A 21,675-nucleotide genomic window follows, 5' to 3' on the forward strand; every position below is an offset into this window, starting at 1 on the left:
CGGCCCCCTTCGGTCATGTCGGCGGTGGGTCAGCCGGCGCCCCGTACCCGGGCGATCTCGTAGAGCGTGACGCCGGCGGCGAGGCCGGCGTTGAGTGACTCGACGCTGCTGCTCATCGGGATCGACACGATCTGGTCGCAGGTCTCGCGGACCAGGCGCGACAGGCCCTTGCCCTCGGACCCGACGACGACGACGAGCGGCGAGGTCGCCAGCTCCAGGCCGGGCAGCTCGACGTCACCGTCCATGTCCAGGCCGATGACGAAGAACCCGGCCTTGCGGTAGTCCTCGAGCGCACGCACGAGGTTGCTCGCCTGCGCCACGGGGATCCGGGCGGCGGCACCGGCGGAGGTCTTCCACGCCGACGCGGTCATCCCCGCGCTGCGACGGGCCGGGACGACGACGCCGTGCCCGCCGAAGGCCGCGGTCGAGCGCACGATCGCGCCGAGGTTGCGCGGATCGGTGATGCCGTCGAGGGCGACGACGAGCGGGACGCCCGGGATCTGCGAGTCGACGAGGTCCTTGGGGTGGGCGTAGTCGTAGGGCGGCACCTGGAGGGCCAGGCCCTGGTGCACCGCGCCGTCAGTGAGCCGGTCGAGCTCGGCCCGCGGCGTCTCCATGATCGGGATGCCCGCCTCGGCGGCCAGGGTGAGCGACTCCTTGACCCGGTCGTCGCTGTCGATGCGGTGCGCGACGTACATCGTCGACACCGGCACCTCGGTGCGCAGCGCCTCGAGGACGGAGTTGCGCCCGGCGACCATCTCGGTCGAGCCGGACTTCTTGCGCGTCGACGTCGGACGGCCCGAGGCCCGCTTGTCGGCGGCCTTGGACATCTTGTAGGCCTTGTGGTTGGGTCGCTCGCTCGCCTTGGGCGTCGGGCCCTTGCCCTCGAGCCCGCGGCGGCGCTGGCCGCCGGAGCCGACCTGCGCCCCCTTCTTCGATCCGGTGCGACGCACGGCGCCGCGACGCTGGCTGTTGCCGGCCATCAGTGGTCCTTCCTGCCGAGGGTCCAGCGCGCGCCGCGCGGGGTGTCCTCGATGGTGATGCCCGCGGCGGTGAGCGCGTCGCGGATCTGGTCGGCGGTCTCGAAGTCGCGGGCCGCGCGGGCCTTGGCCCGGGCCTCGACCTGCAGCTGGACGAGCGCATCGAGGGCGTCGGTGAGCTCGGCCTCGCGGCTGCCACCGGCACCGCCCCACGTGCCCGCCAGCGGGTTGATCCCGAGGACGTCGGTCATCGCGACGACCGTGGCGGCGATCTCCGCGGCCTCGTCCCGGCCCCCTTCGTCGAGGGCGGTGTTGCCGGCGCGGACGGCCTCGTGGATCACGGCGAGCGCACCGGCGACGCCGAGGTCGTCGTCCATCGACGCGGCGAAGTCGGCGGGCAGCTCGACGGCCGGGTCGGCCTCGACGACCGTCTGTCCGGGCAGCGCCCGCCGCAGGAAGCCGGCGATCCGCTCGACCGCCGCGCCCGCCTCCTCGAGGGAGCCGGGGTGGTACTCGATCATCGAGCGGTAGTGGGCGGCGGTGAGGAAGTAGCGGACCGTGAGCGGGTCGTGCTCCTGGACGAGCTGCTGGACCTCGAGGGCGTTGCCGAGGGACTTGCCCATCTTCTCGCCCTTGACCGTCACCCACCCGTTGTGCAGCCAGTAGCCGGCGAAGCCGAGCCCCGCCGCGCGCGACTGGGCCTGCTCGTTCTCGTGGTGGGGGAAGCGCAGGTCGATGCCGCCGCCGTGGATGTCGAAGGTGTCGCCGAGGTACTTGCGGGCCATCGCCGAGCACTCGAGGTGCCAGCCGGGGCGCCCCTCGCCATAGGGGGTCGGCCAGTTTGCCGTGGCCGGCTCCTCGGCCTTGCGGCCCTTCCACAGCGCGAAGTCCCGCGGGTCGCGCTTGCCGCGGGGGTCGGCGTCCTCGGCCGCCACCATGTCGTCGAGGCCCTGGTTGGACAGCTCGCCGTAGTCGGCCCAGCTCTTGACGTCGAAGTAGACGTCGCCGCTGCCGTCGGCCGCCGGGTAGGCGTGACCGCGCTCGACGAGCTCGTCGACGAGGGTGACCATCTCGGTGATGTGCCCGGTCGCCCGGGGCTCGTAGGTCGGCGGCAGCACGCCGAGCAGCTCGAGCGCCTCGGTCGTGTAGCGCTCGTTGCGGTAGCTGAGCGCCCACCAGTCCTCGCCGCTCTCGGCGGCCTTGCGCAGGATCTTGTCGTCGATGTCGGTGACATTGCGCACGAGCGTCACGCCGTAGCCGTGCCCGCGCTCCAGCCAGCGCCGCAGCACGTCGAAGGCGACGGCGAACCGCAGGTGCCCGATGTGCGGCGCGCCCTGGGTGGTCAGCCCGCAGATGTACATCCCCACCCGGCCGGGGGTCACGGGCACGAAGTCGCGCTGGGTGCGCGTGGCGGTGTCGAAGAGCTGCAGGGTCACACGGCCAAGGCTAACGGGCAGGCGAGCCTACGCCCCTATCGCGCGGGGGCGCAGGCACGATGGCGAAGGGGGGTCAGATCCCCTTTCGAGTTGCGGCCCCCCCCTGCTGGGGAAGCATCTGCCTCACGCGCCTTCGCCAAGAAGGCACCAAGATTGGGGAGATCATGTTCACTTCGTCCACAAGGATTCGGCGGGTCCTCGCCACGGCACCGGTTGCTGCCGTCCTTTTCGCTGCACCCGCGCACGCCTACATGGATGCGCGATACTCGGATAAGGTCCGGGTGACCGCATCCGGTAGCACCCTCAAGGCATATGACACATCGTGCGACGGCCGCGGTGCACAGGCCAACTGGCAGCGCACCGGCTCGTCCACCGTGTTTGAAAAGACCAACGGCGAGGGCTGTGGCACAGTGCTGCAATTCACGACCGGCGGAACCGTGACGCAGATCCGCGCTTGCCTCGTGATTCCCGCTCAGAAGGACCCCTGTAGCGCTTGGACGTCCAGGCAGTACTGAGTGCAATCACGCTGGAGGGGGGCACGGCAGGTCCGGGCCCCCCTCCACATCAATCGCGACGAGGAGACTTCGTGACGTCAGCCATCCTGATGAGCGCAGTAACACACCAGTTCGGCAAGCGTTCGACCCCGCTCTTCGAGGGCCTCGACCTCGACGTCGCCACCCATGAGTCGGTAGCAGTCATGGGAGAGAGCGGCAGCGGCAAGTCGACTCTGCTGAGTCTGGTCCTGGGCCTCTTCGCGCCAACGCACGGGCAGGTGTCCGTCCTCGGAACCGACTGGGCCGAGCTCAGTAGCCGGCAGCGCGCCGCTCACCGCTCGGCCCACCTGGGGGTCGTGTTCCAGTTCGGTGAACTGATCGACGACCTGACTCCCCTGGAAAATGTTCTCCTCCCCAGCGTGTGGGCAGGGACAGATCCCACGGACGCTCGCACTCGTGGCGAGGAGCTCTTGGAGCGGCTCCAGGTCCGCACCGGGGCGCAGTCGACAGCCGTCGTCTCCGGCGGTGAGCGGCAACGCATCGCCGTCGCGCGCGCACTGATCAATTCACCGCAGTTGGTGGTGGCCGACGAGCCCACCGGGTCCCTCGATGAGCGCAACGCCGAGGTGATGAGCGACCTACTCTTCGACCTCCCTGCCTCGCAGGGGTGCGCCCTCCTCGTCGTCACCCACTCGCGCGCGGTCGCCGAGAGAGCAGATCGGGTGCTGACCCTGTCCACCGCGGCGACCGAGGGCGAGCGGTGACGAAACCCGGCGGTCATGGGGCACTCTCCCGGTGGCGAGCCGAGTTCTGGCGGGCCCTGGCGGCGGGCGGTGCCCTCGCCGCTGCGTTGGCGCTGGTGGCCACGACCTACGGGATGTACGAGGTGCGGGCAGCAGGCGATGCGCGTCGGGCTCCGCAATACGCCGCCACCTTCGAATCGGGGACGACGGGTATCACCACGGACTTCGCGGAGCTTCCCGGAGTCGGCCAGTTCAGCGTGGTCTATCTGCAAGCTCGCGGAGACGAGGCGCCGATGCCCCCCGGTCTCGAGCGTGACCTCGCACCCGGAGAGGTCGCGCTGTCCCCGGCCCTCGTGGCCTACGCCGAGCGGCATCCCGACGAACACATCGATCAGCGCTACGGCAAGGTCGTGTCGACCATCGCCCCCGACGGGCTGTCGGCTCCCGACGAGCACCTCGTCTACGCGGCTCCTGCAACCCCCGCGAAGCCCACCCAGGTCGTCTCGGCCTTTGGGGCCAACCCTGGATTCAGTCCGTGGCAGGTCGGCAATGGATCGGCCATCTTCGGTGAGTCCATGCAGATCTTCGGGCTCGCGTACCCGCTCCTCGGGGTCATCATCCTGATCCTCCTGCCCGCCCTGCTGCTGGTCACGGCGGCAGCACACTCCGGCGTCCGTCCCCGGCAACGGCATGACCTGATCCTGACGGCCCTCGGATCGCCCCCCGGTTTTCGGCGGAGGACGCGTCTCGCGGGCGGCCTCCCGGGCGCGATCACCGGCGCCGCGCTCGGGGCTGCGCTGGTCAGCATCTGGGTGGCCAGCTCACCACGGGTCCCCATCGTCGGATCGCAGCTCGCATCGGGGGCTCTCCCCACGACCCGCACCGTGGGCATCGCCATCACGGCCGCGGCGGTCACCACCATCGTGTGGGCCCTCATGGGTCGATCGCGGATGCAGGGCAACCGCCCGACGGTACGCAGCCTGCGGCTGCCATCGTGGCTGGTCCTCCTCGGCCCTCTCCTCCTGTGGGCCTCTTATGCCATCACCCAGCAGGTCCGCGACAACGCCACGGCCTTCGCCATCCTGACGTGGTTCTTCGCCCTGCTCTGCGTCCCTGCCGTGGCGATCAGCGCGGCGGCGGCCACAACGGGGATCGGATCTGCCCTGCGTCGATGGGCGTTGCGGCGCGGCAACCCCTCTGGCATCGTCGCCGGGGCGTGGTTGAGCAACGGCGGACGGCGCGCCTTCGTCCTCGCACTGGTGGTCCTCGGAATCAGCACGGTTGCCTTCCAGGCAGCTCAAAACTCTCTCGTGCTCACCGAACCCGGCGCCGAGGGCCGTCGCATCGCCCAGACGGTCGGCCCCGGGGTGGCGCAAGTTGAGCTGTACCGCGGCCAGCCGACCGCCGAATGGCACGATCACCTGCCGAGTACCTACGGTGTCATCGCCGTGCGCGACGATGTGCTGGTCGGCGAGTGCGCGCTCCTCAATGCGGTGGACCTGCCGTGCGACGAGCCGATCTCGCCCGGGGAACTGACTCCGAGAGCGCGTGCCCTCACCTCCACCCTCGTGTTGCCGGACGGCGCAACAACGCGAGCCTCCTCCGCTCCCGTGGCACAAGACGCAGGTACCTATCTCGTCGTCGCACGGGATGGGGGCACGGTGCGGCTCAGCGAGCTCGCGGTGGCGTCCAACGCGGCGGATGGAGGCTTGGCCAAGGTTGGCCGTCCCGGTGACGACTGGGGCTCCGGCGAGGGCTACGTCATCCAGGCGCGATGGATCGTGCCGATGACGGTCCTTGGACTCGGCATCGCGCTTGCCGCCTTGGTGCTCAGCAGCCTGGGGGCAGCCCGAGATCTGGCCAGCCAGATGGCAGGAGCGCTTGCCCTCTTTGCGCCACGTCGGCGCGGGGTGCTCGCGATCACGACGATCGCGGCGGGCCTCCCCTTCGTCATGTCCGGGGTTGCCGCAGGCTACGCGGGCCGGACCCAGGCGATCCCCACCCTGCGCAAGATCGACGTCCCCGGCGCACTCGACCCGCTGACCTATGTCATCGTCGGAGGCGCCTGCGTCGCAGCGCTGTGCTCGATCGCCCTCTCGACCCGGCTCATCGTCCTGGCCGCTTCGACCTGGCGCCCCGGACGAGAGCGGTGAGGGTCACTCCCCCCGGTCGAGCCACTCCTGCACGTGCGGGGCTTCCGCGCCGATGCTCGTGTCGTCCCCGTGCCCGGTGTGCACGACCGTCTCCGAAGGGAGGGTCAACAGCTTGTCGCGGATCGACTCCACGATCGTCGGGAAGTCGGAGTACGAGCGACCCGTCGCGCCGGGCCCACCCTGGAAGAGGGTGTCCCCGGAGAAGAGGGCCCAGAGCTCGGGGGCGTGCAGGCAGCAGGCGCCCGGCGCGTGACCGGGCGTGTGCAGCACCGTCAGGTCGGTGCCGGCCACGGTGATGACCTGGCCGTTCGCCAGCGCACCGTCGGGCGCCCGGTCCGGGTAGGTCATCCGCCACAACGGCGCCTCGTCGGGGTGCACCAGGATCGGCGCGCCCGTCGCCTCGGCGACCTGCGCCGCGGCGTTGACGTGGTCGTTGTGCGCGTGGGTGCACACGATCGCCGTGACGGTCCGCTCGCCGATCGCCTCGAGGATCGGTCCGGCCTCGTGGCCTGCGTCGATGACGAGCACCTCGTTGTCGTCCCCGACGAGCCAGACGTTGTTGTCGACCTCCCACGAGCCCCCGTCGAGCTCGAAGTTGCCCGACGTGACGACCCGCTCGACCCGCGCGGTCACAGGACCACCACCGAGCGCAGCACGTCACCGGAGTGCATCTTGTCGAAGGCCGACTCGATGTCGCCCAGACCGATCCGCTCGGTGACGAAGGCGTCGAGGTCGAAGCGCCCCTGGCGGTAGAGGTCGACGAGCATCGGGAAGTCGCGGCTCGGCAGGCAGTCGCCGTACCAGCTCGACTTGAGGGCACCACCTCGGCCGAAGATCTCGATCATGGGGAGGGTGACCTCCTTGTCCGGGGCCGGGACCCCGACGAGGACGACCCGACCGGCCAGGTCGCGCGCGTAGAAGGCCTGCTCGTAGGTCTGCGGCAGGCCGACCGCGTCGACGACGACATCGGCACCGAAACCGCCCGTCAGCTCACGGACCCGCTCGACGGTGTCCTCGGTGCTCGCATCCACGGTGTGCGTGGCACCGAAGCCCTTGGCGATCTCCAACTTCCGCGGATCCATGTCCACCGCGATGATCGTCGTCGCACCCGCAACCTTCGCGCCCGCGATCGCCGCATCACCGACACCACCGCACCCGATGACCGCAATCGACTCACCACGAGTGACCTCACCGGTGTTGACCGCGGCACCGAAGCCGGCCATCACACCGCAGCCCAGCAGGCCCACGGCCGCCGCGTCGGCGTCCCCGTCGACCTTGGTGCACTGCCCCGCAGCGACGAGGGTCTTCTCGGCGAAGGCGCCGATACCCAGCGCGGGGGTCAGCTCCTCGCCGGTCTCGGCGATGGTCATCTTCTGGGTCGCGTTGTGCGTGTCGAAGCAGTACTGCGGCTTGCCCTTGCGGCACGCGCGGCACTGACCGCACACCGCTCGCCAGTTGAGGATGACGAAATCACCGGGCGCCACCTCGGTGACCCCCTCGCCAACAGCCTCGACGACACCCGCGGCCTCGTGGCCGAGAAGGAAGGGGAACTCGTCGTTGATCCCACCCTCGCGGTAGTGCAGGTCGGTGTGGCACACCCCGCACGACTGGACCTTGACCACGGCCTCACCCGGGCCCGGGTCGGGCACGACGATGTCGACGAGCTCGACATCGGCTCCCTTCGAACGAGCGATGACTGCCTTGACGGTCTGCGGCACGGTGCAACTCCTTCGCTTGGCGGAGACCGGTGGCCCGGCTCTCACGCCCCTATCTTGGCCCATCACGTGACGACCGCGACATAGGGTCGGCCCATGGGACTCGACGTCGCCTTCCGTCACCTGATCACGCAGGTGGGATGGGCCGCTCCGTTGGCCGTCGCGGCACTCGTCATCGACGGCGTCGCCGCGCTCCTCGCCGCCGGCGCCGTCTCGGGCGGCCGCGGCACGCAGGGCAGGTCGCGATGAGCCTGCTCGTCGTCCAGCACCAGACGACCTGCCCGCCCGGCCGGGTCGGGACATGGCTGCGCGACGCCGGGGTCGACCTCGACGTGCGTCGGCCCTACGCCGGCGAGGCGCTGCCCACCGACCTGTCGGGCCACGACGGCCTGCTCGTGCTCGGCGGCCAGATGGGCTGCCGCGACGACGAGGTGGCCCCGTGGCTGCCGGCCGTGCGTGACCTCATCAGCACCGCGGCGAAGGGGGGCACGCCCACCCTGGGCATCTGCCTCGGGCACCAGCTCGCGGCCGTCGCGCTCGGCGGCGAGGTCGGGCGCAACCCCGGTGGCCGGACCGTCGGCGTGCTCACCGTCGACGAGACCCCGCAGCTCGCCACCGACGCGGTCCTCGCCGGCGCGGCCGGCGCGCCGGTGCCGCAGTGGAACGACGACATCGTCACCCGGCTGCCCGAGGGCGGGGTCGCCCTCGCCGACAACGAGCGCGGCGACCTGCTGCTCGCCCGGCTGGCCCCGACGGTCTGGGGCGTGCAGGGCCACCCCGAGGCCGACCTCGTCATCGTCACCGCGTGGGCGGTCTCGGACTCGGGGACCCCGGGCGTCGAGGGCATCGACCTGCCCGCGGCACTGGCCGCCGTCCGTGATGCGCAGCCGGCCATCGAGGCCGCCTGGCGCCCGGTGACCGAGGCCTTCGCCGCGCGCCTATGACTCCTGGGCGACCGCGACGACGAGGGCGGTGGCCACGGCCGCGGCGCCCTCTCCCCGGCCGGTGAGCCCGAGCCCGTCGGTCGTCGTGCCGCTCAGGCTGACCGGTGCACCACAGGCCGCGGACATCACCTGCTGGGCCTCGTCACGTCGGGTGCCGATCTTCGGCCGGTTGCCGATGACCTGGACGGCGATGTTGCCGATCTCGAAGCCCGCCTCGCGCACGAGACGGGCGGCCTCGGCGAGCAGCCTTGTGCCGGAGGCTCCCTCGAACTCCGGGCGACCGGTGCCGAAGTGCTGGCCGAGGTCACCGATGCCCGCCGCGGCGAAGAGCGCATCGCACGCCGCGTGGCAGGCGACGTCGGCGTCGGAGTGCCCCTCGAGCCCGACCTCACCCGGCCACAGCAGCCCGCCGACCCACAGCTCACGCCCGGAGTCGGGCGCGGCGAAGGCGTGGACGTCGACACCGATCCCGGTGCGCGGCAGCCCGGTCAGCTCGTGTGCGCTCATGGCGACAGTCTCGCAGCCGGGATCAACCACGGCCGTACCTGCGTTGGACGCAGCGTGACCCCCTTCGACTGTGGGCGACCGGCTTCCGCCCCGCCGTGCGACACCTCGCGCCGCTGGGTCTGCGCAGCCCGGAGGGCGGCATCGCGCTGCTGCCGGGATCGCGCGACGTGCAGACCTCGGTGACGGCCGCGGCGGACCCGCGGGTGCAACTCGTCGGTTACGGGCCGTCGGCGAGCACGATCGGCGGCAACCGCGCCGGACGCGCTGCGGCCCTGGCCGTGCGCGCCCACCTGGCCGGCACCGGCCCTGCATTGCCGTAGGGCAATGCAGACTCGATGGCGTCAGTGGTCGGAGAGAAGCCGCTCAGCGCGCGCCAGGTCGTCGACGGTCGTGATCTTCAGCCCGAGAGGGTCGCCCTCGACGACGATCACGTCGTGGCCGAGCGCCTCGACGAGGGCGGCGTCGTCGGTCGCCGCGGCGCCGGAGGCGTGGGCAGCGGTGAGCACCGCCCGGTCGAACCCCTGCGGGGTCTGCACCGCGCGCAGCGAATCGCGCAGCGGGGTCGCGGTGATGACCCCGCCGGCATCGACGACCTTGATCGTGTCGACCACGGGCACCCCGGGGATCGCCCCGGTAGCACCGGCGGCCACGGCGGCCAGCACCCGCTCGAAGACGACGACCGGGGTCAGGCAGCGCGCCGCATCATGGACGAGGACGACGGAGACGGCATCGCTGAGCGCCCCCAGACCGGCCGCGACCGAGTCGGTGCGCTCGGCACCACCGGCGACGACCGTGACGTCGACACCCTCGGGGCGAAGGGGGTCGACGAGCCCGGTCGCCTCGGCCACCAGGTCCTCGGGCACGACGACGACGAGCTCGTCGACGGCGGCCTCGAGCACTCCGGCCACCGCCCGCTCGAGGATCGTCGTGCCGACGACCTCGACGAAGGCCTTGGGCCGCTCGGCCCCGAGCCGGGTCCCCGACCCGGCGGCCACCACGACGACGCCCACACCGCGATCGGTGTGGGCGTCGGACTGCGTCAGCAGCGAGTCGTTCAGGACGCGAGGACCTCGTCGAGGATGACCTCGGCCTTGTCCTCGTCCGTCTTCTCCGCGAGCGCGAGCTCGGAGACGAGGATCTGGCGGGCCTTGGCCAGCATGCGCTTCTCGCCGGCCGAGAGGCCGCGGTCCTTTTCGCGGCGCCACAGGTCGCGCACGACCTCGGCCACCTTGATGACGTCACCGGAGGCCAGCTTTTCGAGGTTGGCCTTGTAGCGGCGCGACCAGTTGGTCGGCTCCTCCGCGTGCGGGGTGCGCAGCACCTCGAAGACGCGGTCCAGACCCTCCTTGCCCACGACGTCGCGGACACCCACGAGGTCGCAGTTCTCTGCGGGCACCTCGATGGTCAGGTCACCCTGGGCCACCTTGAGCTTGAGGTACTGCTTGTCCTCGCCCTTGATCTTTCGAATCTTGATCTCTTCGATCAGAGCAGCCCCGTGGTGGGGGTACACGACCGTCTCGCCGACCTTGAAAACCATGTGGAGATTTCCCCTTTCGCGACCTCCAGATTATCACGGCGTGTCGTACGTCGCACAGTCCTCCACCCCGCCACAATGCCCTCTCGCGCGCGCGTGGAGAGTACGAGCGTGGCCCGGCGCATCCCACGCGCACGCCCCCGCTAGGCTGTCGCCCGTGAAGCGCCATCTCCTCACCCGCACCCCCGCCGTGGCCCTGGCGGCCCTGCTCGCCGCCGGCACCGCAGGCTGCTCGGTCAACTCCCCCTTCCAGACCTCCAAGACGCAGTCGATCTCCGACGGTGTCGCGGTCGAGCTGGACGACGTCCACGTCAACAACCTCGCGCTCGTCAGCGGCGAGGCCGGCGGTGACGCGACGGTCACCGGCGTCGTCGAGAACACCTCGGGCGAGGACCTGACCTTCACCCTCAGCGCCGGTGACGCCAAGGTCGAGGCCGAGGTCCCGGCCCACCGCCTGGTCAACCTCAGCGACGACGACAAGCTGACGCTCGAGGGCCTCGAGGCCGGCCCGGGCGACATGACCGAGGTCGAGATCAGCACCGGCGGGTCGACCACCCCGGTGAGCGTCCCGGTGCTCGACCCCGCGGGCTACTACGAGGACGACGCCCCCGAGGGCTGGACCCCCACCCCGACCGAGACCCACGAGGAGTCGGAGGAGTCCGGCGGCCACTGAGGCCCCACCCCGACCACGACGTGAGGCCGGCACCCCGAGCGGGTGCCGGCCTCACGCGTGTCCGGGCGAAGGGAGGTCAGGCCTCGAACTTGTAGCCCAGGCCGCGGACGGTGACGATGTGCACCGGCTTGGCCGGGTCGGGCTCGACCTTGGCCCGCAGCCGCTTGATGTGGACGTCGAGCGTCTTGGTGTCGCCGACGTAGTCGCTGCCCCAGACCCGGTCGATGAGCTGCACGCGGGTGAGCACCCGACCGACATTGCGCAGCAGCATCTCGAGCAGCTCGAACTCCTTGAGCGGCAGCGAGACCTGGGTGCCGTCGACGGCCACGACGTGCCGGTCGACGTCCATGCGGACCGGACCGCCCTCGATGGTGGACGGCAGCAGCTCCTCGGGCTCGTTGTTGCGCCGCAGCACCGCCTTGATCCGGGCGAGCAGCTCGCGCGAGCTGTAGGGCTTGGTGACGTAGTCGTCGGCGCCGATCTCGAGGCCGACGACCTTGTCGATCTCGCCGTCCTTGGCCGTGAGCATGATGACCGGCACGTTGGACTTCTGCCGGATCGCCCGGCAGACGTCGATGCCGGAGAGGCCGGGCAGCATCAGGTCGAGCAGGACCAGGTCGGCACCCTCGGAGTCGAAGGCGGTGATGGCGTCGGGTCCGGTCTCGGCGACCTCGACGTCGTATCCCTCCTTGCTCAGCAGGTACGACAGGGGGTCCGAGAAGGACACCTCGTCCTCGACCACGAGGATGCGTGTCATCAGCGGGGCTCCTTTGTGAGGGGTGGTGGAGTGGGGTCGGTGTGGGAGTCGGAGGTGGGCTCCGACGAGCCGGCGGCCTCGAGCGCCTCGAGGGTCTCGGGCGCCATGGGCAGGCGGATGGTGAAGGTCGAGCCGTGCGCGCCGTCGCTCCACACGCGCACGTCGCCCCCGTGGTTGGCGCAGATGTGCTTGACGATCGACAGCCCGAGGCCGGTCCCCCCGGTGGCGCGCGAGCGGGCGGCGTCCATGCGGTAGAAGCGCTCGAAGATGCGCGTCTGCTCCGGCTCGGGGATCCCCGGCCCCTGGTCGGTCACGGCGATCTCGATGGTGCCGTCGTGCAGCCGCGCCCCGACGCCGACCGCGGTGCCCGGGTCGGAGTAGGAGATGGCATTGCCGACGAGGTTGCGCACAGCCGTGACGAGCATGTCCTGGTCGCCCCGGACGTAGAGCTCCTCGGCGACCTTGTCGGTCAGGGTGATGTCCTTGGCCCCGGCCTCGAGCCGCAGGTGCTCCAAGGCGAGGGCGACGACGTCCTCGACGTCAACGAGCGCGGGGTCCTGCAGCACGGGCGTGCCCTGGAGCCGGGAGAGCTCGACGATCTCGCGGATCAGGCTCGACAGACGGGTGGCCTCGCCCTGCATGCGCCGCGCGAAGCGGTCGACGGCCTCCGGGTCGTCCTTGGCGTCCATGACCGCCTCGGCGAGCAGGGAGATGCCGCCGACGGGGGTCTTCAGCTCGTGGCTGACGTTGGCCACGAAGTCACGGCGGGTCTCCTCGACCCGGCGCCCCTGGGACTGGTCGTCGACGAGCAGCAGGAGGTGGCGCACGCCGAGCGGCGCCACGCGGGCGGCGACGTAGGAGGTGGTCGTCATGCCCGGCCGGTCGATGTCGAGGTCCCGCTCACGGATCACGCCGTCGCGGGCGACCTGCTCGACCATCGTCTGGATCGCCGGGTGGACGAGCCGTCCGTGGCGCACCAGACCGTAGGTCACGGCCGCCGGGGAGCTGGTGACGACCCGCCCGTCGTGGTCGAGGACGACCCCCGACGAGCGGAGCACGGCGAGGACGTCACCGACGCCTCGGGGCACCTCGGGCTCGGGCTCCGGCGCGATGGCCCGCTCCCGGTCGCTCATCGTGATCGCAGCCCACACGAGGAAGGCGATGAGCAGCCCGGCAGCACCCCCGAGAATTGCCGCGGTCGTTGGCTCCACGTCACCGAGAGTACTTCTCCGGTCGGGCATGCTGGGACCGGGCCGTGACCGCCGAGACGCGCACCCGCGATGTTCACCTGCGCGCTTGCAGGCGTTCACCCGTTCGGCGTACACAGTCCGTTGGATCTCTGCCACACCAGCGAAGGGGACGCCATGCGTCAGCTGTTCCACGACGAGCTCGAGCAGATCGCCAGCGATCTCGTCGCACTCTCCGAGCTGGTCGCCGCGGCCATCAGCGACTCGACCCGGGCCCTGCTCGACGCCGACGTCCAGCGCGCCGACCGCGTCATCGAGGGCGACAAGGCTGTCGACGCCCGGCGCAACGACCTCGACGCCCGCTCGGTCGACCTCCTCGCCCGTCAGGCGCCGGTCGCCAGCGACCTGCGCACCGTCGTCGCGTCGATGCGCATGTCGGGCGACCTCGAGCGGATGGGGGACCTCGCCCGGCACGTCGCCCAGGTCGCGCGCATGCGCTACCCCGAGCACGCACTCCCGGACGAGCTGCGCGAGACCTTCGCCGACATGGGCCGGATCGCCGAGGACCTCGTCCGTCGCGTCGGCGAGGTCATCCGCTCCCAGGACCTCACCCAAGCGCGCGACATCGAAAACGTCGACGACGCGCTCGACGCCCACCACCGCGAGATGTTCACCCGTCTGGCGGAGGGTGCCTGGCAGCACGGCACGACGAGCGCCGTCGACGTCGCCCTGCTCAGCCGCTACTACGAGCGCTTCGGCGACCACGCCGTCACCGTCGCCCGCCGCGTCGGCTTCCTCGTCACCGGCGACGCCGGGTCGATCGAGCTGCCGGAGGAGTCCGAGCGGGCGTGACCGTCAGCGGCCCTGGTTGGCCACCGCGGCCGCCTCGGCGGCCGCGGCCTCGGGGTCGAGGTACTCGGCCGGCCGGGTCGGCATGAAGTCCTCGCCGAGGTCGTAGACGAGCGGCATGCCCGTCGGGATGTTCAGGCCGGCGATGTCCTCGTCGCTGATGCCGTCGAGGTGCTTGACCAGGGCGCGCAGCGAGTTGCCGTGCGCGGTGACCAGGACGGTCCGACCGGCGGCCAGGTCCTCGCGGATCGGGCCCTCCCAGTAGGGCATGAGCCGCGCGATGACGTCCTTGAGGCACTCGGTGCGCGGGACCTCCGGCAGGTCGGCGTAGCGCGGGTCGTCGGTCTGGGCGTACTCGTCGTCGGGCTCGATGGCCGGGGGCGGGGTGTCGAAGCTGCGCCGCCAGAGCATGAACTGCTCGTCGCCGTACTTGTCGCGGGTCGCGGCCTTGTCCAGGCCCTGCAGGGCGCCGTAGTGGCGCTCGTTGAGACGCCAGTCGCGACGCACCGGGATCCAGTGACGGTCGGCCGCGTCGAGCGCGAGGTTGGCGGTGGTGATCGCCCGGCGCAGTACCGAGGTGTGCACGACGTCCGGGAGCAGACCGGACTCCTTGATGAGGCGGCCGCCGCGGACGGCCTCCTCGCGGCCCTTGTCGATGAGGTCGACATCGACCCATCCGGTGAAGAGGTTCTTCTCGTTCCAGTCGGAACGGCCGTGGCGCAGCAGGATCAGAGTCGACATGGGGCCAGCGTATCGACGCCGCTCACTCCGGCGTTGACCCGTCCGTGTGCTCCAGGACGGACCGGAAGGCCTCGAGGTTGCGCAGGGACTCACCGCGCGAGACCCGCCAGTCCCACTCCTTCTGCATGGAGCTGCGGAAGCCGAGCAGCAGCAGCTCGTTGAAGGGCGCGTCGGCGGCGTCGAGGACCACGCCGAGCACCTGGTCGACGAGCTCCTCCGTCACCGCGCGAAGGGGGATCCGCCCGCCGACGTAGACGTCGCCCGAGGCGTCGATCGAGTAGGCGAGCAGCGGCATCCGCAGGTTGCGCCGCAGCAGGTGTCGGTAGAACTCCTCGTGGTTTTCGTCCGCATTGCGGATGACGAAGGCCGAGACCGACAGGGCCTGCTCGCCGACGAGGAGAGAGACGACGGTCTTGAGCTTCTTCTCCCCCGGCAGGGTGACGACGAGCTCACCGTCGCGGGCACCCCCTTCGTGCTCGAGGTCGGCGTCCTCGACGGTGCGCCGCACGACGGCCAGGGCCTGCTCTCGGTCGGTCTGCTCGGTCATCGGGCCACCTCCAGGGGGTCGGGTGTCAGGGTCGCGGCGCGCTCGGCGACCGCGCCGGCGTAGACGTCGAGGAGCCGGTCGACGGTGCTCGCCCAGCCGAAGCCCTCGGCGTGCGCGCGCGCCCGGCGACGCAGGTCGGCCGCCCGGTCGGGGTCGTCGAGGACGGCCAGGAGCTCGTCGGCCCACGTGCTCGGGTCGTGGCCCGGCACGAGGACCCCGGCATCACCGACCGCCGTGGGCAGACCACCGACGTCGGCGGCGAGGACGACCGCGCCGGAGGCCTGCGCCTCGACGGCGACGAGGCCGAAGGACTCGGTGTAGGAGGGCACGGTGACGAGGTCGGCCGCGCGGTACCAGTCGGCCAGGCGGGTGCGGCTCACCGGCGCGGCGAGGTGCAGCACGTCGGCCACCCCGAGCTCCTCGCCGAGACGCTCGAGCCGGTCGGGGGCGGTCAGGCCGCGCCCGGAGGCCCCGCCGAGGACCGCGACGACGAGCCGCTCGCGCAGCTCGGGCCGGCGCTCGAGCAGCTCGGCCGCCGCCCGCACGAGCACGTCGGGCGCCTTGAGCGGCTGGATCCGGCCGACGAAGAGCAGCACGACGGCGTCGTCGGCGAGCCCGAGCCGGGCCCGGGCCGCGCGCTGCTCCCCCGGCACGAAGAGGTCGAGGTCGACGCCTGGGGGCACGACGACCACCCGGTCGGGGTCGGCGTCGTAGTAGCCGACGAGCTCGCTCGCCTCGCGCTCGGTGTTGGCGACGAGCCGGTCGGCGATCTCGACGACCTGGGCCTCGCCGATCTCCCGGCCCGGGGGCTCGGGGACGTCGTCGGCGGCCAACTGGCGGTTCTTGACCCGGGCCATCGTGTGCATCGTGTGGACGAGGGGCACCTGCCAGCGCTCGGCGACGAGCCAGCCGACCTGGCCGGAGAGCCAGTAGTGCGAGTGCGCGACGTCGTAGTGCCCCGGGGGGACGCGGGCGATCTCGCGCATCATCCCGGCGGCGAAGGCGCACAGCTGCCCCGGCAGGTCCTCCTTGACCAAGCCCTCGTAGGGGCCGGCGTCGACGTGCCGCACCGTCACCCCGGGCAGCATCTCGACGACGTCGGGCAGGCCGACGGCCGTGCGCCGGGTGAAGATCTCGACCTCGACGCCGCGCGCCGCCAGCTCGCGCGCGGACTCGACGACGTAGACGTTGAGACCGCCGGCGTCGCCGGTGCCGGGCTGGGCCAGCGGCGAGGTGTGGACGCTGACCATCGCCACCCGCCGGATCCCGCGCGTGCCTGCGCTGTGCTCGCTCACTCCTCCACCATCCTCCGATAGCTCGTCACCGTCACTGTCGCCGATGACGACCAGACGTGCAGGTCCGTGTGACCCATCCGACGCAGGTCGACACCGCGTGCGCTGCCCCGCGGCCCGACCCCGACGAGGGTCCCGAGACTCGTCGAGTAGGCCTCGGTGACCGGGCCGGGGCCGCTGCCGACCCACCACGCCCGCTGCCGCAGCAGCCGCTCGGGCAGCCCGGACCCGAGTCCACGGGTGGCCAGCTCCTGGTGGGAGTGCACGACGAGGGCGTCGGCTCCCCTCGCCTCGGCCGTGAGGGTGACGTGCAGGCCCTCGAGACGCACGGTGAGGGTGATCGGGAGCTCGCGGTCGTCGCCGGTGAGCCGGCCCGACCACGTGGCCTCGCCGGGACGGATCGCCAGCCGGTCGATCTCGAGGTCGGCCAGCGTGTGGGTGACCTCCTCGCGGCGCTGCTCCCCTCGGCCCTCGACGCGGCCGAGGAGCGCAGAGACGGGCGAGCCCATGCGCACGGTGCGCAGGAGCCGGTCACCGCGGTGAGTGACCCGCAGGCCACTGTCGTCGAGCTGGACCGCCCGGCCCCTGCCGAGGGTCACCACGCCCGCGGCTTCGGGCGCGACGACGAGCAGTCCGGGCTGGACCGGCCGCAGCCCCGAGTCACGGCCGAGCGCCGGCGGCACCCAGGTGACGGCGGCCAGGGCGAGCGCCCCGCACAGCGACACGACGAGCGCCACCATGCTCCGGCTCACGCGTCGGTCGGGGTGCCACACGCCGTCAGCCTAGTGACGGGGACCGCCTACGCTGCCGGGGTGGTCAGCCAGCGCCCCCTGGGCAACATCACCCGCGGGACGACCAACCCCAACCGGTTGCGTCGGTGCGACCGCTGGCTGCTCGCGACCCACCGCCACCGCCTGACGAAGGGGGACCCGCCGCACCTCGTCGACCTCGGCCACGGCGCGAGCGGGGTGACGACCCTCGAGTGGGCCGACCGAGTGCGCACCGTGCGGCCCGACGTGCAGGTGACCGGCCTCGAGATCGACCCGGAGCGGGTCGCGACCGCGCAGGCCTGGGCGCGGCCCGGGCTCGACTTCGCCCTCGGGGGCTTCGAGGTGTCCCTCCCCGGCGACCGGCCGGTGCGGGTGCTGCGGGCCTTCAACGTGCTGCGGCAGTACGACGAGACCCAGGTCGAGGGTCCGTGGCGCACGATGCTCGACCGGCTCGACCCGCTCGGGATCCTCGTCGAGGGCACCTGCGACGAGCTGGGCCGGCTCGGCAGCTGGGTCACGCTCGACGGCGACGGGCCCCGCACGCTCACCCTCTCGTGGCGGCTGCGTGACCTGGGCCCAGACCGGCCGCCCTCGGTCGTCGCCGAGCGGCTGCCCAAGGCGCTGATCCACCGCAACGTCCCCGGCGAGCCGGTCCACGAGCTGCTCCTGCGGCTCGACGACGCGTGGCGGCGGGCCTCCCCCTTCGCGCCGTACGGGGCTCGGCAGCAGGCGGTGGCCGCCTGGGGTGACGTCGCCCGGCAGGTGGCGGTCGTCGGCGGGGCCGACCGGTGGCGCCTCGGCGAGCTGACCGTGCCGTGGTCGGAGGTCGCGCCGCGCGGCGGACCGCTCGCTCAGCGCTGGTAGTCGTCCTCGAGCCGCACGATGTCGGCCTCGTCGAACTCGCCGTAGCCGACCTCGAGGACCCGCCCGGGGACCTCGGCGCTGTTGCCCATGCGGTGCCGGGTCCCGACGGGGATCCAGACCTGCTCACCAGGCTGCGCGCTCCACGTGCGCTCGCCGACGGTGACGTCGATCGGGCCGTCGAGGACCTGCCAGAACTCCGCCCGCAGGGCGTGGGTCTGCAGCGACAGCCGCTGCCCCGGCTCGACGGTGATGACCTTGACCGTCGTCGGCTCGTTGAAGGTGAACTGCTGGAAGCTGCCCCACGGACGCTCGGACACGAACATGTCCTCGCGCGGGTCCGGCAGGTCGGTCACGGGTCCCCCTGGCTGGTGGTGCGGTGCGTGGCCATTGTGCCCGAGATCAGCGCCGCCGACCGAGGACCTCGTCGATGGCCGGGCGGACGTCGGCGAGGTAGACGCCCGCCACGACGATGCCGATGATGCCGAGCAGCCCCACGCCCCCGACCGAGGCCACACCCATGAGCGTGGCGATCGCCAGGGCGGCGACCCAGAAGGTCTTGCTCTGCTTGCTCGTCGCGGTGAAGGCATCGGCGCGCTGGCGCACGGCGTGGAGCAGCGCGAAGACCTCGGCTCCGAGAGCCAGGAGGCTGAGCACGAGGACGATCGTCGCCTGGACGCTGGTGAAGAGCTGCACGACCTCAGCCTAGGCGGGCACGTCGACGACGATCGTCACCGGACCGTCGGCGTGGATGTCGATGGCCATGTCGGCACCGAAGCGACCGGTCGCCACCTCGATGCCGCGCTCACGCAGGCCCGCGGCCACCGCGTCGACGAGCGGCTCGGCGACGGCGCCAGGAGCGGCGGCGTTCCACGAGGGCCGGCGCCCCTTGCGCACGTCGGCGTGGAGGGTGAACTGGCTGATGACGAGCACGCCGCCACCGCTGTCGCTCACCGAGGTCTCGTCGGCCATGATCCGCAGCTCGGCGATCTTGCGCACGGTCGTCGCGACCTCGTCGGCGCCGTCGTCGTGCGTCACGCCGACGAGCGCGACCAGCCCGGACCCGATCTCGCCGACGACCTCGCCCTCGACACGCACCCGGGCCGCGGTGACCCGCTGCAGGACGGTCCTCACGGGGCGGTCAGGTCGAGGACCTCGACGGCGCCGACGGGGCGACCGTGACCGAGGACCGGCTGGTCGGCCAGCTCGCGCAGACCCGGGGTGTCGGCGCCCAGCGCGAGGAGGGCGTGGGCGAGCAGCCCCTGGCGGGCACGGGCGACGGGGGCGCCGTCGGCGACCTTGACCGCGACACCGCGGCCGTCGGGCAGCCCGGCGGCGTAGACCGACTCGGCGCCGTCCTTGGCGATGAGCCCGGGCACGGCCTCCATGAAGGTGGTGACGTCGCGGCCGGTGCCGCCGACCATGTGCGGCGCGGTGCGCATGGCCTCGGCGACCCTCCCCTCGTCGGTCGTGGGGCCGGCCGCGGCGAGCCGACCGAAGGCCGCCGCCAGACCCGACAGCGGGACGGCGAAGAGCGGTGCGCCGCACCCGTCGACGGTCGTATGGGTCACCTCGCCCACGATCTCGGCGACGGTGTCGCGGATCGCGACCTGGAGCGGGTGCTCGGGGTCGAGGTAGGTCTCTGTCGGCCACCCGTGGAGCGTGCAGGTGACGAGCATGCCGGCGTGCTTGCCGGAGCAGTCCATGGCGACCGGGGTCGGCGCCTCCCCGGCCGCCAGCCAGCGGGCGTGCTCGAGCTCGCCGAGCGGCAGCGAGGGGGTCGTGCGCAGGGCGTCGAGCTCGAGGCCCGCGGTCGCCAGGATCTCGGCGACGGCGTCGCGGTGGACCGCCTCGCCGGAGTGGCTGGAGCAGACGAGCGCAAGCAGGTGGGGCGGCAGGTCGAGCCCCAGGCGCACCATGGCGAGCGCCTGGATCGGCTTGAGCGAGGAGCGCGGGAGCACGGGGTCGTCGACCCGGCCGTGACGAAGGGGGGTCCCCCCGGCGGCGTCGGTCGCGACAAGCGTCGCGCGGTGGGCGGACTCGACGCAGCCCCCGCGGGTCACGTGGACCAGCACGGGGGCTGCGTCGAGGGCTGCGGTGTCGGAGGCCTGTGCGGTCACCTGCCGGAGGTTACGTCACCACAGCATCGGCTGCTCTGCAGCCGGGGGGCCACCCCTTCAGTCGCCGACCTTCTCGGTCGCCTTGGCGGCGGCCGTGGTGGTCTTGGCGGCCGTCTTCTTGGCGGCGGTCGCGGTCGACTTGGTCGCGGTGCGGGTGCGGGTCGCGGCCTTCTTGGCGGTGGTGTTGGTGCGCTTGGCCGCGGTGGTGGTCCGCTTGGCGGAGCCGGAGACGGCCTTCTTCGCCTTGGCGGTGTCGACCTTGACGTCGACGTCCACGGAGTCGGCGACGGCCTCGGCGGCCTTGACGGCCTCCTTGCGACCGATGGTCAGGGTGGCCTTGGCGGAGCGCTCGACGTCGGCGACGGCCTTCTTGACGGTCGTGACGACGCCCTTGCCGAGGGCGACGGTCGCCTCGGCCTGGCCCACGAGGTCCTTGGTGGCCTTCTGGTTCTTGATCCGGGTCACGAGGGCCTCGCCGCGCTTGGTGAGGTCGACGTAGTACGCCTGGGCGTCCGACGGGGCGGCCTTGACGCGGGCCTGGACCTTCTTGGGCTCCAGCTCGGCGCGCAGGGCGGCGATCTGGGCGGTGTAGCCGCGGAAGGTCTCGACGGTGAGGTCGGTGGCGCCGATGGTGGCGTAGGTCTGGTCGGTGACGGCCTTCTTGACGGTGGTGGTGACGCTCATGAGGTTCTCCTTGTGGTGGTCGTGCGAGACGAGGACTGCGACCCGCGCTTGGCGGCCGGGGCCGCGGCCTTCGAGCCCGACGACGACGTCGAGCCCTTCTGTCGGGACGTCGCCTTCTTGGCGGCGGCCGTGGTGGTGACCTTCTTCCCCGAGGCCGCAGGGGCCTTCTTCGCCTGCTTGGCCGCCTTGTGCGTCGCCCGGGACCGCGGGGTGGGCCTGGCGGGCTCGGCAGCCGGCTGCGTCGGGGCGGGCTCCGCACCGACGAAGGACTCGTAGATCTCGAGCAGGGTCTGGCGCTGACGCGGGGTCAGCGCGGGGTCGGTGCGGATGGCGGCCCGGGTGGTCGCCCCGGCCTCCGCGACCGCGTCCTTGGGGTCGAGCAGACCCGCCTGGACGTAGAGGGTCTCGGCAGAGATCGACAGCCCCTTGGCGATCTGCTGGAGGATCTCGGCGCTCGGCCGCTTGACCCCCCGCTCGATCTGGGAGAGATAGGGGTTGGAGATCCCGGCCAGCGCCGAGAGCTGCCGCACGGAGAGCTTGGCGAGGACACGCTGCTCGCGCAGGTAGTCGCCCAGCGAGTTGCCGAGCGTGCTCGGCAGCCCCTCCAGCGGATTCTTCGACATGCCCCCATTGTGCTTGCCGTAGTTAGCACGTGCAAGCCAAAGACAGCAGTGGTGACCGGAGTCAC

At 71.9% G+C, this 21,675-nt stretch carries 26 protein-coding genes and 1 pseudogene; 8 read left to right on the forward strand and 19 right to left on the reverse strand.

All coding sequences use genetic code 11. The features are described from left to right. Positions 1-29: 29 nt before the first annotated feature. Complete coding sequence (rlmB, locus tag B9B60_RS10975) at positions 30-983, reverse strand: 23S rRNA (guanosine(2251)-2'-O)-methyltransferase RlmB (RefSeq protein WP_084451443.1); 954 nt, start codon at positions 981-983, stop codon at positions 30-32. After that, positions 983-2,416, reverse strand: a complete 1,434-nt coding sequence (cysS, locus tag B9B60_RS10980; RefSeq protein ID WP_084451444.1) for a cysteine--tRNA ligase — start codon at positions 2,414-2,416, stop codon at positions 983-985. The genes rlmB and cysS overlap by 1 nt, the downstream gene beginning before the upstream one ends. A gap of 586 nt (positions 2,417-3,002) precedes the next feature. Between cysS and B9B60_RS10985 the strand changes: the two genes are divergently transcribed. Continuing rightward, the gene (locus tag B9B60_RS10985) at positions 3,003-3,674 is read left to right on the forward strand and encodes an ABC transporter ATP-binding protein (protein ID WP_200811212.1); all 672 of its coding nucleotides are present in this window, start codon (positions 3,003-3,005) and stop codon (positions 3,672-3,674) included. Between the two features lie 95 nt (positions 3,675-3,769). Further along, complete coding sequence (locus B9B60_RS10990) at positions 3,770-5,806, forward strand: hypothetical protein (protein WP_143445546.1); 2,037 nt, start codon at positions 3,770-3,772, stop codon at positions 5,804-5,806. A gap of 3 nt (positions 5,807-5,809) precedes the next feature. Here B9B60_RS10990 and B9B60_RS10995 read toward each other — a convergent pair whose 3' ends face one another. Then, on the reverse strand, positions 5,810-6,439 hold the full coding sequence (locus B9B60_RS10995) for an MBL fold metallo-hydrolase (protein ID WP_084451447.1): 630 nt from the start codon (positions 6,437-6,439) through the stop codon (positions 5,810-5,812). Continuing rightward, positions 6,436-7,524: an S-(hydroxymethyl)mycothiol dehydrogenase gene (locus B9B60_RS11000; protein ID WP_084451449.1), complete on the reverse strand. Its 1,089-nt coding sequence runs from the start codon at positions 7,522-7,524 to the stop codon at positions 6,436-6,438. Before B9B60_RS11000 ends, B9B60_RS10995 begins: the two co-directional genes overlap by 4 nt. 93 nt (positions 7,525-7,617) lie before the next feature. On the opposite strand from B9B60_RS11000, the gene B9B60_RS17200 reads away from it, so the two are divergent. Together B9B60_RS17200 and B9B60_RS11005 are read left to right on the forward strand one after the other, a co-directional pair. Beyond that, a complete protein-coding gene (locus B9B60_RS17200; RefSeq protein WP_159451196.1) occupies positions 7,618-7,770 on the forward strand; it encodes a hypothetical protein in 153 nt (50 codons plus the stop codon). Continuing rightward, complete coding sequence (locus B9B60_RS11005; protein ID WP_159451197.1) at positions 7,767-8,465, forward strand: type 1 glutamine amidotransferase; 699 nt, start codon at positions 7,767-7,769, stop codon at positions 8,463-8,465. The genes B9B60_RS17200 and B9B60_RS11005 overlap by 4 nt, the downstream gene beginning before the upstream one ends. Here B9B60_RS11005 and ispF read toward each other — a convergent pair. After that, the gene (gene ispF, locus B9B60_RS11010; RefSeq protein ID WP_084451453.1) at positions 8,460-8,972 is read right to left on the reverse strand and encodes a 2-C-methyl-D-erythritol 2,4-cyclodiphosphate synthase; all 513 of its coding nucleotides are present in this window, start codon (positions 8,970-8,972) and stop codon (positions 8,460-8,462) included. The two genes, B9B60_RS11005 and ispF, sit on opposite strands and share 6 nt — an antisense overlap. A gap of 68 nt (positions 8,973-9,040) precedes the next feature. Here ispF and B9B60_RS11015 point away from each other — a divergent pair. Further along, positions 9,041-9,292, forward strand: a pseudogene (locus tag B9B60_RS11015) (pyridine nucleotide-disulfide oxidoreductase); the annotation flags it as partial. 21 nt (positions 9,293-9,313) lie between these two features. Here B9B60_RS11015 and ispD read toward each other — a convergent pair. Both ispD and B9B60_RS11025 read right to left on the reverse strand, forming a co-directional pair. Then, positions 9,314-9,982 carry a 2-C-methyl-D-erythritol 4-phosphate cytidylyltransferase gene (gene ispD, locus B9B60_RS11020; protein ID WP_084451455.1) on the reverse strand — a complete coding sequence of 223 codons (669 nt, stop codon included), beginning with the start codon at positions 9,980-9,982 and terminating at the stop codon, positions 9,314-9,316. 44 nt (positions 9,983-10,026) lie between these two features. Then, complete coding sequence (locus tag B9B60_RS11025) at positions 10,027-10,509, reverse strand: CarD family transcriptional regulator (RefSeq protein ID WP_007927253.1); 483 nt, start codon at positions 10,507-10,509, stop codon at positions 10,027-10,029. A 154-nt stretch (positions 10,510-10,663) separates the two neighbouring features. Between B9B60_RS11025 and B9B60_RS11030 the strand changes: the two genes are divergently transcribed. Next, positions 10,664-11,179, forward strand: a complete 516-nt coding sequence (locus tag B9B60_RS11030; RefSeq protein ID WP_084451457.1) for a hypothetical protein — start codon at positions 10,664-10,666, stop codon at positions 11,177-11,179. 76 nt (positions 11,180-11,255) lie between these two features. Here B9B60_RS11030 and B9B60_RS11035 read toward each other — a convergent pair whose 3' ends face one another. Both B9B60_RS11035 and B9B60_RS11040 read right to left on the reverse strand, forming a co-directional pair. Next, complete coding sequence (locus B9B60_RS11035) at positions 11,256-11,936, reverse strand: response regulator transcription factor (protein ID WP_072623551.1); 681 nt, start codon at positions 11,934-11,936, stop codon at positions 11,256-11,258. Then, positions 11,936-13,147 carry a sensor histidine kinase gene (locus B9B60_RS11040; protein ID WP_084451459.1) on the reverse strand — a complete coding sequence of 404 codons (1,212 nt, stop codon included), beginning with the start codon at positions 13,145-13,147 and terminating at the stop codon, positions 11,936-11,938. Before B9B60_RS11040 ends, B9B60_RS11035 begins: the two co-directional genes overlap by 1 nt. A 153-nt stretch (positions 13,148-13,300) precedes the next feature. On the opposite strand from B9B60_RS11040, the gene phoU reads away from it, so the two are divergent. Beyond that, positions 13,301-13,975 (forward strand): phosphate signaling complex protein PhoU, encoded by a 675-nt coding sequence (gene phoU, locus B9B60_RS11045; RefSeq protein WP_200811213.1) that lies wholly within the window; start codon positions 13,301-13,303, stop codon positions 13,973-13,975. A gap of 3 nt (positions 13,976-13,978) precedes the next feature. Here the strand turns inward: phoU and B9B60_RS11050 are convergent, their stop codons facing one another. From B9B60_RS11050 to B9B60_RS11065, 4 genes are read right to left on the reverse strand one after another with little or no spacing between them, the layout of a single operon-like run. Further along, complete coding sequence (locus B9B60_RS11050) at positions 13,979-14,713, reverse strand: phosphoglyceromutase (RefSeq protein ID WP_072623549.1); 735 nt, start codon at positions 14,711-14,713, stop codon at positions 13,979-13,981. Positions 14,714-14,735: 22 nt separating this feature from the next. Then, positions 14,736-15,260, reverse strand: a complete 525-nt coding sequence (locus B9B60_RS11055) for a type III secretion system chaperone family protein (protein WP_084451463.1) — start codon at positions 15,258-15,260, stop codon at positions 14,736-14,738. After that, positions 15,257-16,510: a D-inositol-3-phosphate glycosyltransferase gene (mshA, locus tag B9B60_RS11060; protein ID WP_084451573.1), complete on the reverse strand. Its 1,254-nt coding sequence runs from the start codon at positions 16,508-16,510 to the stop codon at positions 15,257-15,259. Before mshA ends, B9B60_RS11055 begins: the two co-directional genes overlap by 4 nt. A gap of 41 nt (positions 16,511-16,551) precedes the next feature. Next, positions 16,552-17,325, reverse strand: a complete 774-nt coding sequence (locus B9B60_RS11065) for a hypothetical protein (protein WP_143445547.1) — start codon at positions 17,323-17,325, stop codon at positions 16,552-16,554. 39 nt (positions 17,326-17,364) lie between these two features. On the opposite strand from B9B60_RS11065, the gene B9B60_RS11070 reads away from it, so the two are divergent. After that, positions 17,365-18,186 carry an SAM-dependent methyltransferase gene (locus B9B60_RS11070; RefSeq protein WP_084451467.1) on the forward strand — a complete coding sequence of 274 codons (822 nt, stop codon included), beginning with the start codon at positions 17,365-17,367 and terminating at the stop codon, positions 18,184-18,186. Here the strand turns inward: B9B60_RS11070 and B9B60_RS11075 are convergent. From B9B60_RS11075 to B9B60_RS11100, 6 genes are read right to left on the reverse strand one after another with little or no spacing between them, the layout of a single operon-like run. After that, positions 18,174-18,539: a phosphomannose isomerase type II C-terminal cupin domain gene (locus tag B9B60_RS11075; RefSeq protein ID WP_072623546.1), complete on the reverse strand. Its 366-nt coding sequence runs from the start codon at positions 18,537-18,539 to the stop codon at positions 18,174-18,176. The two genes, B9B60_RS11070 and B9B60_RS11075, sit on opposite strands and share 13 nt — an antisense overlap. 46 nt (positions 18,540-18,585) lie before the next feature. After that, positions 18,586-18,879 carry a DUF2516 family protein gene (locus B9B60_RS11080; RefSeq protein ID WP_072623545.1) on the reverse strand — a complete coding sequence of 98 codons (294 nt, stop codon included), beginning with the start codon at positions 18,877-18,879 and terminating at the stop codon, positions 18,586-18,588. A 9-nt stretch (positions 18,880-18,888) separates the two neighbouring features. Next, complete coding sequence (gene dtd / locus B9B60_RS11085; RefSeq protein ID WP_084451469.1) at positions 18,889-19,317, reverse strand: D-aminoacyl-tRNA deacylase; 429 nt, start codon at positions 19,315-19,317, stop codon at positions 18,889-18,891. Further along, a complete protein-coding gene (locus tag B9B60_RS11090; RefSeq protein WP_084451471.1) occupies positions 19,314-20,303 on the reverse strand; it encodes an asparaginase in 990 nt (329 codons plus the stop codon). The genes dtd and B9B60_RS11090 overlap by 4 nt, the downstream gene beginning before the upstream one ends. A gap of 57 nt (positions 20,304-20,360) precedes the next feature. Then, positions 20,361-20,987, reverse strand: coding sequence for a hypothetical protein (locus B9B60_RS11095; protein ID WP_084451473.1), 627 nt, complete (start codon positions 20,985-20,987; stop codon positions 20,361-20,363). Then, positions 20,984-21,610: a helix-turn-helix domain-containing protein gene (locus tag B9B60_RS11100; RefSeq protein WP_143445548.1), complete on the reverse strand. Its 627-nt coding sequence runs from the start codon at positions 21,608-21,610 to the stop codon at positions 20,984-20,986. The genes B9B60_RS11095 and B9B60_RS11100 overlap by 4 nt, the downstream gene beginning before the upstream one ends. Between the last annotated feature and the right edge of the window lie 65 nt (positions 21,611-21,675).

The sequence above is a fragment of the Janibacter indicus genome, from assembly GCF_900176385.1.
Taxonomy (GTDB): Bacteria; Actinomycetota; Actinomycetes; order Actinomycetales; family Dermatophilaceae; genus Janibacter; species Janibacter indicus.